At 37.8% G+C, this 12258-nt stretch carries 13 protein-coding genes; 5 read left to right on the forward strand and 8 right to left on the reverse strand.

Annotated features, from left to right (window positions below; genetic code table 11):
* Window positions 1–3: 3 nt before the first annotated feature.
* The 3 genes from Gferi_RS04415 to Gferi_RS04425 form a co-directional block, all read right to left on the reverse strand.
* Complete coding sequence (locus Gferi_RS04415) at window positions 4–759, reverse strand: DeoR/GlpR family DNA-binding transcription regulator (protein ID WP_069974430.1); 756 nt, start codon at window positions 757–759, stop codon at window positions 4–6.
* 200 nt (window positions 760–959) lie between these two features.
* A complete protein-coding gene (locus Gferi_RS04420; RefSeq protein ID WP_069974431.1) occupies window positions 960–2246 on the reverse strand; it encodes a DUF4179 domain-containing protein in 1287 nt (428 codons plus the stop codon).
* Complete coding sequence (locus Gferi_RS04425) at window positions 2243–2761, reverse strand: sigma-70 family RNA polymerase sigma factor (protein ID WP_069974432.1); 519 nt, start codon at window positions 2759–2761, stop codon at window positions 2243–2245. Before Gferi_RS04425 ends, Gferi_RS04420 begins: the two co-directional genes overlap by 4 nt.
* Window positions 2762–2883: 122 nt before the next feature.
* Between Gferi_RS04425 and Gferi_RS04430 the strand changes: the two genes are divergently transcribed.
* Both Gferi_RS04430 and Gferi_RS04435 read left to right on the forward strand, forming a co-directional pair.
* Complete coding sequence (locus tag Gferi_RS04430; protein ID WP_069974433.1) at window positions 2884–4116, forward strand: MerR family transcriptional regulator; 1233 nt, start codon at window positions 2884–2886, stop codon at window positions 4114–4116.
* Between the two features lie 124 nt (window positions 4117–4240).
* Window positions 4241–5521, forward strand: a complete 1281-nt coding sequence (locus Gferi_RS04435) for an MFS transporter (protein WP_069974434.1) — start codon at window positions 4241–4243, stop codon at window positions 5519–5521.
* 156 nt (window positions 5522–5677) lie between these two features.
* Here the strand turns inward: Gferi_RS04435 and Gferi_RS28445 are convergent, their stop codons facing one another.
* Window positions 5678–5854, reverse strand: coding sequence for a hypothetical protein (locus Gferi_RS28445; protein ID WP_169832965.1), 177 nt, complete (start codon window positions 5852–5854; stop codon window positions 5678–5680).
* A gap of 125 nt (window positions 5855–5979) precedes the next feature.
* Window positions 5980–7197 carry a peptidase T gene (gene pepT / locus Gferi_RS04445; RefSeq protein ID WP_334292698.1) on the reverse strand — a complete coding sequence of 406 codons (1218 nt, stop codon included), beginning with the start codon at window positions 7195–7197 and terminating at the stop codon, window positions 5980–5982.
* A gap of 135 nt (window positions 7198–7332) precedes the next feature.
* On the opposite strand from pepT, the gene Gferi_RS04450 reads away from it, so the two are divergent.
* Window positions 7333–7476 carry a polynucleotide phosphorylase gene (locus Gferi_RS04450; protein ID WP_069974437.1) on the forward strand — a complete coding sequence of 48 codons (144 nt, stop codon included), beginning with the start codon at window positions 7333–7335 and terminating at the stop codon, window positions 7474–7476.
* 39 nt (window positions 7477–7515) lie between these two features.
* Here the strand turns inward: Gferi_RS04450 and Gferi_RS04455 are convergent, their stop codons facing one another.
* Window positions 7516–8157 carry an MBL fold metallo-hydrolase gene (locus Gferi_RS04455; protein WP_236932692.1) on the reverse strand — a complete coding sequence of 214 codons (642 nt, stop codon included), beginning with the start codon at window positions 8155–8157 and terminating at the stop codon, window positions 7516–7518.
* Between the two features lie 188 nt (window positions 8158–8345).
* Here Gferi_RS04455 and Gferi_RS04460 point away from each other — a divergent pair, with 188 nt between their 5' ends.
* Both Gferi_RS04460 and Gferi_RS04465 read left to right on the forward strand, forming a co-directional pair.
* Entirely contained in the window at window positions 8346–8828 is a 483-nt protein-coding gene (locus Gferi_RS04460; protein WP_236932693.1) for a hypothetical protein, read from the forward strand.
* Window positions 8829–9035: 207 nt separating this feature from the next.
* Window positions 9036–10316 carry an ArsB/NhaD family transporter gene (locus Gferi_RS04465; RefSeq protein ID WP_069974439.1) on the forward strand — a complete coding sequence of 427 codons (1281 nt, stop codon included), beginning with the start codon at window positions 9036–9038 and terminating at the stop codon, window positions 10314–10316.
* A 16-nt stretch (window positions 10317–10332) separates the two neighbouring features.
* Here the strand turns inward: Gferi_RS04465 and Gferi_RS04470 are convergent, their stop codons facing one another.
* Both Gferi_RS04470 and Gferi_RS04475 read right to left on the reverse strand, forming a co-directional pair.
* A complete protein-coding gene (locus tag Gferi_RS04470) occupies window positions 10333–11094 on the reverse strand; it encodes a DeoR/GlpR family DNA-binding transcription regulator (protein WP_069974440.1) in 762 nt (253 codons plus the stop codon).
* A gap of 24 nt (window positions 11095–11118) precedes the next feature.
* Entirely contained in the window at window positions 11119–12009 is an 891-nt protein-coding gene (locus tag Gferi_RS04475; protein ID WP_069974441.1) for a Cof-type HAD-IIB family hydrolase, read from the reverse strand.
* Window positions 12010–12258 lie beyond the last annotated feature (249 nt).

A 12258-nucleotide genomic window follows, 5' to 3' on the forward strand; every position in this document is an offset into this window, starting at 1 on the left:
TTACTAATAGATGATTTCAACACCTTGAAGCGAAAATTTTTCTACTACCTGTGGTTCTACTCTTTTGTCTGTTATAATTCCATTGATCTCATCCAGTTTTGCAATTTGTGAAAAACACACTTTTCCGAACTTACTATGGTCTGCTACAATATATACTTCCTTTGACGATTGGATCATAATGCTTTTTGTATGCGCTTCACTCATATTGGGTGTTGTACATCCATCCTGAATCGTAATCCCATTGGCTCCAATAAAAGCTTTATCCACTCTGAAGTTTTGAATAATTTTATCTGTCAAAGGGCCAACAATAGATAATGTCTCTTTTCTGGTATAGCCTCCCGTCACAACTACTTCTACATCCCTCTTTTGCGTGAGTTCTAAAGCAATCACCATCGAATTGGTTAAGACGGTTACGTTTTTGGCACTAATACTTTTTGCAATTTGTAAAGTCGTTGTTCCAGCATCCAAGATAATGGTTTCATTATCCTTAATGAGTGCTGCCGCCTTCTTCCCGATTTCTAGTTTTTCTTCTTTATAAGCTTCTTCTTTTTCATCCATAGTTGGTTCAAAGCCTGTATTTTCTGCTTTTACAGCTCCTCCATGGGTTCTTTTTAACAAGCCGGCATATTCTAAATCCTGTAAATCCCTTCGAATGGTAGATTCCGATACTTGTAACTTCTCTGTTAATTCATCTACTTTTACACGGTTTTTATTGTCTAATATTTCTAAAATTCTAGCTTTTCTCTCCTCTATAAACAAATTATCCCCTCCGTTAGATACCTAATTTCGAAAAGTGATCGTTTTTGATTGATTGTGAATTTATTTGATTGTTTTTGATTATATCATTGTCGTTTTTTTCTGTCAACTATAATATCCACTATTTTTCCAGTGGGTTTGACCGTTTTTGATTGTTTTTTTGACAGCAAAAAATCCACCTGATTTCAGATGGATTTTCTTTATTACTGCACAGAAATTTCTATTCTCTTATTATAGGCTTGCGTATAACAAATTCGCTTAAACAACAGCTTCATATTTTCTCCATTTCCCTTGAAATGTAAAACCCTTTCACGGCGAATTTCACCTGTAACTAACTTTTCAAGTTTTTCTTCCATCATCTTTTCTAAAGGAATCTCTTTCCCATCTGCTTCTAAATATATCTTTCTAAAAATGATATCCTCCCGGGTATCTATGGTAACATAGGTACTGCTTCCTTCCGTTCTGACTTCCTTAACTAGAACTTCCTGCCCTTCTATCTCAAGTTTTTCCGTCTCCATACCATCTTTCAGAACTACCGCTGTATGAATATCCTTCGTTTTCGTCAGCTCTGCCAGTTTAATTTCAAGTTTTTTAACCCCTTTGGGCAATGCATCAAATATAACATCAAAGGTTATTCTTTCTAATGTGGTACTCATTCCAGATCCTGTCTGCTCTATTTTTTTACCATCTGCATATAGCTCCGTCAACACCTGTACCCGTGTCCGTTCGCCAGATATGGCTTCCTTTACTAAATCAAACCTGGATCCTACAGAGCCGGTAATCACGGTTTGTGTTGGAGTAGCGGTTATGGTGTCAAAATGAATATGGGTGCCATCTACCGTTATCGTCTGGCGAATCTTATCTTTGATCATAAATCCCATCGCTTTCCGTCTGTCTAGTTTAATCTCTATCATGCCTTCTTCATAAGTATCACCATATTTTAGCGGAAAATAAAACTTCAGTGTTTTTTCAAACGCTTTTGGCGGCTCAAAGGAATCGATATTCTTAAACTCAGTATTATCCTCATTTAGAATTCCTTGTCCGCTACGCATTGTATACTTTCCAAAAATACCCCGATACTCAACTGTATAAGAACGAACCTGATCTACCTTGCCCGATGGGTCCTTTATTGTATAAAATGCCAGCAGCTGGTTATCATCTACCATGATTCCATCGAGCGTTATGGTAACACCGTTACCAAAGGTATAGCTTTCATTGACCGGCTGTCCTTCTCCCAATTCATTTAGATCCTTTAGGGTTCCCCACATAAGCTCTTCAAAACCTAAAATCCTCTTACCATAAAAAGCAAGTGTATCGAAATTATAAGATACTAAGAATAGACAGATCAATAATACGGCAACAAGTCCCCTGTTGTTTTTCCGCTTTTTTGCAGATAGTGCCCCCCTTAATCTTTCTTCTAATATGGGAGGCGCTTCTAGATTTTCAAGATCTTTTTGCCTTTGCCGGAGTAATTCCTCTAAGTCTCTCATTCATATACACCTCCAAAACTTTCTTTTAACTTTTTCAATCCATTTGCAATTCTGGATTTTACCGTTCCTAATGGTACGCTGGTAAGTTCTGCGATTGTCTGGTAGTCTAAATCCAGAAAATAGCGAAGCCTTAATGCTTCCTGCTGGTCAGGATTTAAGCGGACAAGATATTTTTCTAAATCCAATTGCTGCTCACTTTGTTCATAACACTCCATATAAACTTCTTCCCCATAGCTTTCTAATAGGACGAGTTTTTTCTTTTTTCTTAGAATATCTCTGCAGCAATTTACCAGTATCGTATTGCTCCAGCTGTAAAAAGCTTTCGGTTTCTTAAGCTGATGAATTTTGTCGTATATCCGAAGAATCATATCTTCCATGGCATCTAAAGCGTCTTCCTGATTATTTAAATAGGCATATGCCAACCTATAGTGTTCATTTTTCCGCTCCATAATCAAGGTCAGCAAAGCTTCCCGATCTCCTTTTTTTGCTTTTTTAATTAAAAACTCAATATCCAATCCAACACCTCCCTTCTCTATAAGATGGATATCCCCACGAAAAAGTTCAAAGATTTCTCATTTTTATGTTTTGAAAAATATGGTATCCTATACCTAATGAAGCAGTTAAGGAGTAGATCAAGATGAAAATCGGAGTATTTGCACAAAACCATCATATATCTGTTGATGCAGTTAGGCATTACATGGCATTGAGTCTACTGCTTCCACGTAAAAAAGGCAGCCACTATATTTTTTCTGAAAAAGATAGTCAGGATCTGGAAGAACTGCTCGAGCTAAAGACTTTGGGGTTTACACTAACAGAAATACAAAAAATATTTAGCTATAAGCGATTAACTACCTTAAAAACCCAGGAAGACAGAAACCACTACAAAGCTTTGCTAAACCATAAACGCCAGCAGTTAATCCAACAACAGGCAGAATTGGAAAAAAAGCAAAAATGCCTTGAAGAAAAAATTAGTGCAATTGCCTCAACACCGTCTCCTGTCAGAAGTCTGTTAGGACTCCCTTTGCTATTTCTGCAGCATTTAGCATGTCCAGACTGTGGCAGCTCTCTCACTATATCCAATGGGCTTCTTGAGCAAAACATGATCCTAAAAGGGAATTTCACTTGTACTTGCGGATACTATGGAGAGATCTCTGAAGGTATCTTTGTTTCCCTCACGGAGGAAGACAAGAAAAAGATCATCCCGACTAAAGGTGGAGCAGAAACCCTCCAGGAATACGTAGATATGAATTCTCCCAAATATATCTCCTTTATGTATCATACGATTCAGAGATCCATTCAGCTTCTAAAAACAGAGCCGCTGGAAAATAGCATTATTCTTGAACTAGGTACTGGCTCCGGATTTTTTCTAAAGCAATTTTTAAATCATATTCCCCCCACTGCTTATTATATTATTTGCGACCATAACCTGGAAAGAATACAGATCGTAAAAGATTATCTGGAAAAAGAAAGTGGTCATAATCAATTCATTTTTCTTTGCGCTGATTTCGAAAGACTGCCTATCGCTTCTGCCTCTTTAGATTTCGTTATTGATTACTGGAGCTCTGCGATCTATAACTTAAATAATGATAAGCTTTTAGTATCTCAGATTGCAGACCGGGTAAAATCAGCAGGCAAACTCATAGGTTCTTATATCTATATGGGAAAAAAAGCTGTTTTATTTTCCAATCTACCCAAAGCTCAATGGCCCTATTATCAAATGGAACCGCTCCAGAAAATGTTATGTGATTCACCTTTTCGTTTTTTACTGTTGGAAGAATTAGGCCTCATCGAGGAATTTGATGCTCCCAGCGAGCCTTTGATGGTTGGAAATCAAGTACATGCATTTATTTATTATGGCAAAAAGTGTTAGAAACCATGGGGTTAACCCCATGGTTTTATGATTTTTGCTTATAAAAGTCTGATAATTGCCATTGACCTTGGCATTGAACCATCCGCTACAATAAAGCAAAAGACTACACAGGATGGTGATCACAATGAAGAATTTTATAAAAAATAAAAATTTCACATTCATCTTAGGCGGTAAGCTGATTTCTCTACTGGGTAATGCCGTCTATCAGATTAGTTTGACTTGGTATATTCTCTCTCTCCCTGGAAGTAACAATGGCAAGATCCTTTCCTGGGTTATGGTATTTGGACTAGCACCAGCGGTTGTTTCGGGGACGATGCTCGGAGGCTTTGTCGATCGATATAACAAGAAAAAAATCATGATCTATGCTGATATCCTTTCAGGAAGTACCGTTTTACTCTTGACCTATCTATTATTCAATCAACTACTGACGCCTATTCACATCCTTCTGGCTACCTGCGTTCTTTCTATTTCTACGGCCACGCTTTCGATTGCTGTGCGCAGTATGATTCCCGAAATCCTTAACTTCGAAGAACTGCAGTGGGCTACTTCCTCCAATCTCCTCGTAGAGCGATTTACAAATCTTCTGGGAATGATTTTCGGAGGAATATTGGTCTCCCTGCTCGGGGTACCCTTTGTCTTTTTGTTAAATGGCATGTCCTTCCTCTTCTCTGCCCTATTTGAGTCCTTTATTCATTATGAGTGTGCCAATCGCTTTGATGAGAATCAAAAACAAAAATTCTCTTATATTCAAGACTTTCGGGAAATCAGTGCCTATCTTTCAAAAAATATACATTTGGTGACACTGCTTTTTCTCTTTACCTTTGTTAACTTTCTGTGGGACCCCCTCTTTGCTATCGTCACACCTTATGTATTAAAAACTGATTTTGATATTACTCCACTTCAATTTGGTATCATTGAAGGAGGCTTCGGCATGGGATTTTGCATAGCTACTCTTTGTTTTTCCAAGTATCCAAAATTGATAGCAGGAAAACGAATTATATTCTTCTCCATTTTCAGCATCAATACAGCCATTTTTTTATTTTCTGCACCCTTGCTCCTCTCTCTAACTGTCACAACTTATACTTTTTTTTATTTTGCTATCATGCTCATGATAACAGGTGTTTTTTCTGCTGCCCTTAACATTCGTGTAGCTACTTATTTTCAAGAGATGATCCCTGAATCTTTAAGGGGCAAGTTCCATGGCATATCCACCAGCCTCTCTCTTGGTCTTATTCCCCTGGCTGGCATCATCATCGGAAATCTGATCGGCAAAATTCCTTCATCTGCTTTTTTCATCACATCCTGTCTTTTGGTCTATGGTTTAATATTTTTTGTACCTTCCATATCTCGTATAACGAAAGATCTACAAGGGGAGGAATTATCGCCGGTTTCTCTTAAGCAATAGTGTTGTTGCTCTATATACAGCAAATAAAAGATACGCCATGAGCTGGCGACCTTCGGTCGCCAGTTTTTCATGATAGAACCCTTACACCGCATTATCCAACATATCGGAAATCAATAACCCTATCCATAAAATAAAAGTGAGCTTTCGCTCACTCTCCTAACTCCATTTCGGTGTTTGAAACTCACCCGGTTTGATCCTTTTACTTTCTTCCTCTGATACAATATAAGCAGAAATTCCCTGTTGATCATAATTTTTTACTTGTTGAATCGCCTCTTCTCTACTCATAGGCTCTGAGATAAATGCATCGGTTCGAATCACATAACGTTTCTCCACAACATTTCCTCCTTCTTTACGTGGCATTCCATCCCTCATAGTCTTATTATGATCATTTTCAGTCCAGGTATCTTAGGAAATAATTGGTTTATTTTTTCAAAGAGCAGGGTCACTTTTCCAGTATTTTAACCCTTTCTGCTATAGATCTCTGCAATCTTTACAATAACTTCTACAGCCTTTTCCATAGTAAAGGTAGGGATATACTCATATCTGCCGTGAAAATTATGTCCCCCGGTGAAGATGTTTGGTGTTGGCAGTCCCATATAAGACAGTTTTGCGCCATCCGTACCGCCCCGTACAGGGGTAATCATTGGTTCTACGCCGACAGCTTTCATCGCTTCATAAGCAGCATCCACCACATGCTTAACTGCTTCTATCTTCTCACGCATATTATAGTATTGATCCTTTAATTCTAATACAACTGTATTCTCTCCATATTTTTGATTTAATTGATCTACTGCATCCTGCATTATCCGTTTTCTATCGGTAAATTTTTCTGTGTCAAATTCTCTGATAATATAGCTCATTTTCGTTTGTTCTACATCTCCGTTCAAACTGGTTAAATGATAAAAACCTTCATAGCCCTCTGTGTGTGCCGGTGTCTCCTTCTGCGGCAGCATGGCTGCTAACTCTACTGCAATGAGCATCGAATTTATCATCTTATTCTTTGCTGAACCTGGATGAACGTTTCTTCCCCTGATCGTTATTTTTGCTCCTGCAGCATTAAAATTCTCATATTCCAGCTCTCCAATAGGTCCGCCATCTACTGTATAAGCATATCGTGCGCCAAACTTATTCACGTCAAATAAATCTGCACCCCTTCCGATTTCTTCATCTGGAGTAAAACCAATCTTAATCGTGCCATGGGGAATTTCAGGATGCTGAATGAGAAATTCAGCGGCAGTAATAATTTCTGCAATGCCTGCTTTATTGTCCGCACCTAAGAGCGTAGTTCCATCGGTCGTAATCAAATCCTTGCCGATATAATCTCTCAACTCCGGAAAGTCTGTGGGAGATAGCATGATATTTTCTTCTTCGTTCAGCATAATGTCTTTTCCGTCATAATCTTTTACGACCCTTGCCTTTACATTTTCCCCTGAAAAGTCAGGACTCGTATCCATATGCGCGATAAAGCCGATCACAGGTACTTCTTTATCAACATTACCAGGAAGTGTTGCCATCACATACCCATTCTCATCCATAGAAACCTCATGTAGTCCAATCGCCTGAAGTTCTGTTACCAGAAGCTCCCCAAATACTTTTTGTTTCTCTGTACTGGGACAATTTTTTCCAGTTTCATCGGATTTTGTATCATATTGAACATATCGTAAAAATCTATCCATTACATTTTCCACTTTATTTTCTCCTTTCGTATTCTATGTATTATTTATCATTGTGAAATTCCCACATATTGTTAGATAATTGCAGAATTGAACCTCCTGCTTCAGGTTATACTGTTACCAGAGAGGAGGTTGTTTATGCAGGAGCAATATTTAAATCCATTGAAAGCGCTTAATTATGCGAATCTTACAGAAGACCAGGAAGAACGTTTAAGAGAATTTGAAAAGCAATTTAATACCGACTTTGGAAAACAGACTTATTTTATGGTGATGGAAAGATAAAAAGCATGTGCTTTTTATCTTTTTTCCAGCTATAAGCTCTTATCTCAACATATCTAGATATTCCGTATTTTTAGCTCTGACAAATGCCATTGTAGCAGAATCAGCGTGTCCTGGATAAATACGTATCTCATCGCTCCATTTAGAAACCTTATTGACCATAGATCTTCTCATAGATTCTGCACTGCCACCTTCTAAATCAGTTCTTCCCAAGTCATCATCAAAAATCGTATCTCCCGTAAAAACCATATTTTCATCCTTTACCATTAGACACACACTCCCAGGCGTATGGCCTGGTGTATGAATCACTGTCAGTACTACTGAACCTGCCTGGATGATGTCTCCGTCAGATAGTATCCTGTCTGGTGCGATGGCTACAGGCCTTCTGTATCCTCTAAAGGAATGATTGATCTTTGGGTCCTGCAGACCTGCAGCATCCTTTTTATGAATAGAGACAGGGCAATTATATTTTTCTTTTAACACATCTACTGCACCGATATGATCATAATGATAATGGGTGAGTACAATTTCTTTAGGCTTTAATCCATGTTTTTGGATATATTTTATAAAGACCGTTTCTTCATCTCCTGGATCAATAATCAACGCATCTAGTGTGTTCTCGTCGTAAATGACATATCCATTAGCTTCTCCCATCCCAACAATGAATCTTTCAAATTTCATCATAACTACCTCCTTTATCTATATTTATTTTTATCCATCTTTCCAGCATTGTAACAATATCATTATAGTAAATTTTTCCATAATCTTCAACGAGTAGAATTTATTTTATGGGCCTATTGTTCTTTAATAGCAGGTATATTATGATACAAGTATAATCATATTCATCTTTATGAAAAAAGGGGTAGATGATCTTGAAAAAACAATTCCTAGATTTAGAGCAGGACATTCACGAAATAAAGCTCAGACAATTGGGGGGGGAAGTTGAAGTAATCTACGGCATCATGCATTATGTCAGCTTTGATGTTGAGGGTACTCTTGTCAAATACGTTTATCATATCAATAAAAAAGGCAAGTTCTTTCTCCAGCGGCGCGCCCCCTATCCACTCAACGTAGGCTCTTATGAATCTCAAGAAGATGTCATTGAAATTATTCGTCATGACTTGGCACAAATGAAAAATGCAAAAAATAGTAAAAAGTTTAATAAATTTATTGAAATCAATAAAAACCTAAACTGTCTTATGCGTAACTTTGAAGACCTATATTTATACTACAATGTATCCCGGCTTCAGGCAGATAAAATTGAAGAGACCATTGATCAGTTAAAAAATTTAATTTCTGTAACGAAAGATGTAAGTGAACGTGTATATTTTGAAAAAGATCCGGATACGCTGTAGCCGGATCTTTCCTTTTTCTCAATAGTCAGCGTATAACGCAGAAATATAACGGCCCACTGGTCTACTGCACTATAGTTTCCTATAATCGGCATAAACGTGGATATCTCTATCAAAATCCAATTATTCTCCCTTTTTCACTTTGTATAAAAAGGAGTAAAATAGATACATTGCTGTATCTTTGTTTCATATACCGAAGGGGGAATATCCTTGTCGACTTCTTTTTACACACTACTGGCAATTGTAATCTTTATTGCCACCTATGGCATTATTATTTCTGAGAAGATCAATCGTACTACCATCGCTTTTTTTGGTGCGGTCCTTATGGTGCTGTTTCACATCATCGGATTGGATAAGGCCATCGAAGCCATTGATTTTCATACCATCGGATTGTTGATTGGCATGATGATCATTGTCAACATCCTAAAGCGAACAGGACTTTTTGAATATGTAGCGATTAAGTCGGCAAAATTGACGAAGGGTGATCCTTGGCGCATTTTATTCATTCTTTCAGCCATTACAGCCATATCCTCTGCCTTACTAGACAATGTTACCACTGTGCTGTTGGTTGCACCGGTAACTCTGGTAATCACAGAGGCTTTGGAGATCAATCCCATCCCTTTTATGATGGCACAAATTCTGTCTGCCAATATCGGCGGTACGGCAACCTTGATCGGTGACCCTCCAAATATCATGATCGGCAGTGAAACCGGACTGGGTTTTATGGATTTCATCATCAACCTTGCACCTGCCGCCTTCGTCATATATATTGTAACCATCTTAATATTAAAAGTAATTTTTAAGTCTCAGCTTCACGTGAAGGATGAACTTAAGGCAAAAATTATGGGTTTCGATGAGCATCGGGCATTGAAAGATAAACCGCTAATGATCAAATCCCTTAGTGTGTTATCCCTTACCATCATCGGCTTTGGGCTGCATCAGTTTGTCGGAATGGAAACCGCCACTGTTGCATTAGCAGGAGCTTCATTGCTTCTACTGATTAGCAAAACCGACCCTGAAGAAATCTTTCATGAAATTGAATGGCTGACAATTTTCTTTTTTGTTTTCCTATTTATATTGGTTGGTGCTTTAGAGGAAAAGGGTGTTATTGAGATGATTGCTAAGGGTGTTATCGATATAACGCAAGGCAACCTCATGTTTACAGGACTCCTGATCCTATGGATTTCTGGAATCGCTTCTGCCTTTTTAGATAATATCCCTTTTGTTGCAACCATGATTCCTTTAATTCAGAGTATCGGAAAACTTTCTACTCTCAATATTACTCCGCTATGGTGGGCCCTAGCCCTAGGCGCATGTCTTGGAGGCAACGGTACCTTGGTAGGCGCATCAGCAAACGTGGTGGTAGCCGGAATCCTGGAAAAACACCGTCATAAGATATCCTTCATGGAATATATGAAAATCGGCTTCCCTTTGATGCTGATATCCATTATAATTGCTACGGCTTATATGTATGTATTCTATTTAATGTAAGTAAAAAGCGGAGTGGTTATATGATTTCCACATCCGCTTTTTCTAGTTCCTTAAGGATTTGTTCTTCCGGATCCGTATCTACAATAACTGCATCGATATCGAATAAATCTGCAAATTTGTAGACGCCATCCATATAGAACTTTTTGCTCTCCATCACCAAATAAACTGATTTTCCCGCACTGATAATTGCTCTCTTCGTGTTTCCGTCTTCTATATCAAAGGTCGTGACACTTTTATCGAAAATATTTACGCCCACACTGCCGATAAATGCCTTGTCTACTTTATATCTAGAAATAGTCTCGATCGCCGTAGAACCTACAAATCCGTCTAGTTCCTTATAATACACGCCTCCTGTTCCGATGACTTTCACATGATCACTCTTGGAAAATGCATTGATTACATCAATCATATTTGTTACCACAGTCACTCTCTTATTGCCACCGGCGAGCTTCTCTGCAATCAAAATATTCGTTGTAGAAATATCCAAGAAAATCGTTTCATTCGGCATTATGATTTCAAAAGCTTTCTCTGCAATCGTTCTTTTTGCTTCTATGTTTAAACTTCTCCGATTAACGATATTGCTGTTAGCCGCAGACTGCCGGTTTAATACAGCCCCACCGTAGGTCCTCTTGATCAGGCCGTCTTTCTCAAGGGTTTTTAAGTCTTTTCTAATACAGTCCTCTGTTACTTCGAAGATTTCACTTAATTCTTTTACAACAACCTTTCCCCGATCATTCAGTAAACGAATAATCTTCTCCAGTCTCTCTTCTGCAAACAATTTATCCACTCCTTACGGTAGAATTTACAGAATAAACTTTTCAATCACATGGGCTACACCATGCTCTTGATTTGAGTTAGTTACATAATCTGCGATCTGCTTTATTTCTTCCGTTGCATTCCCCATAGCTACACCAAGACCTGCATATTCAATCATTTGACGGTCATTCCCCGAGTCTCCAACGCAGATAATCTCTTCCTTTTTGATGTCATATAACTCAGCTAGTCTTTTCACACCATTTCCCTTATGCGACTCCTTATTCAGTATCTCAATATGATAGGGCGTTGTTTTTAACACTGTATATTTTTCTAAGAGTTCTTTTGAAAATTTCGTGATGTCATGAAACAGCTTTCTATCAAATCGATGATTTATTCTCGTAAATACTTTTTCATCTTCTATAGGCAAATCTGGATATATGGATGTAATTTCATCTTTTACACAAATATCTTCATTAATGAGTGTCATTTTGATAATCTTTATGTCCTTGCTTAGTTCCCCAAAATTGATGATTTCCATAGGCAGCTTATTAGCCATAGCATCAATATGCGTCGTGAAATTAGTGGACTGGGTATAAATTCTATCCTTTGTATAAAAATTATACTGAATCTGATATGGATCAAATATCTCTAGAATTCGCTGGAATTCATTATATTGAAGGTAGTTTTCTTCCACAGTTTTTGTATTGATGTTATTCACTACATAAGCACCGCTGCATGTAACCGAATGTTCTTCTTCCCTTCGCAATCCCAATTGATCTAGGTAATCATCAATCCCAGATAGCGTTCTCCCCGTAGAAAGAACTACTTTAACGCCCTTTTCCTTAGCTCTTTCTATGGCACGAATATTTTCTTTGGAAATCTGTTGCTGATGATCCAATAGTGTACCATCCATATCTAATGCAATCATTCTAAACATAGAGTCCTCCTTATGCAATTTATGTCTTTTATAGCAATCCTACATCAGTGCCACGATTAAATGGCTCTCCATGAAATAGATTTATCAAGCCTATTATATATCAATAAAAATCAATATACAACAATACAAATAAATAAAGTCTTTTAATCTATTTTAACCCAATTACCCTATGGATAGACAGAAAAAAACCTGGCCATTGTATAATACAAGCAAAGCCAGGCAAATCTATTAAAGCAATTCCTTTAAAAT

Origin of the sequence: Geosporobacter ferrireducens (genome assembly GCF_001750685.1) — a bacterium.
Lineage (GTDB): Bacteria > Bacillota > Clostridia > Peptostreptococcales > Thermotaleaceae > Geosporobacter > Geosporobacter ferrireducens.

Bases quoted from the DNA above. Each gene is read 5' to 3' on its own strand.
- Gferi_RS04450 (WP_069974437.1), top strand. From the start codon at position 7,333: ATGCAGGAGCAATATTTAAATCCATTGAAAGCGCTTAATTATGCGAAT.
- Gferi_RS04455 (WP_236932692.1), bottom strand. From the start codon at position 8,157: ATGATGAAATTTGAAAGATTCATTGTTGGGATGGGAGAAGCTAATGGA.
- Gferi_RS04430 (WP_069974433.1), top strand. From the start codon at position 2,884: ATGAAAATCGGAGTATTTGCACAAAACCATCATATATCTGTTGATGCA.
- pepT (WP_334292698.1), bottom strand. From the start codon at position 7,197: ATGGATAGATTTTTACGATATGTTCAATATGATACAAAATCCGATGAA.
- Gferi_RS04435 (WP_069974434.1), top strand. From the start codon at position 4,241: ATGAAGAATTTTATAAAAAATAAAAATTTCACATTCATCTTAGGCGGT.
- Gferi_RS04420 (WP_069974431.1), bottom strand. From the start codon at position 2,246: ATGAGAGACTTAGAGGAATTACTCCGGCAAAGGCAAAAAGATCTTGAA.
- Gferi_RS04475 (WP_069974441.1), bottom strand. From the start codon at position 12,009: ATGTTTAGAATGATTGCATTAGATATGGATGGTACACTATTGGATCAT.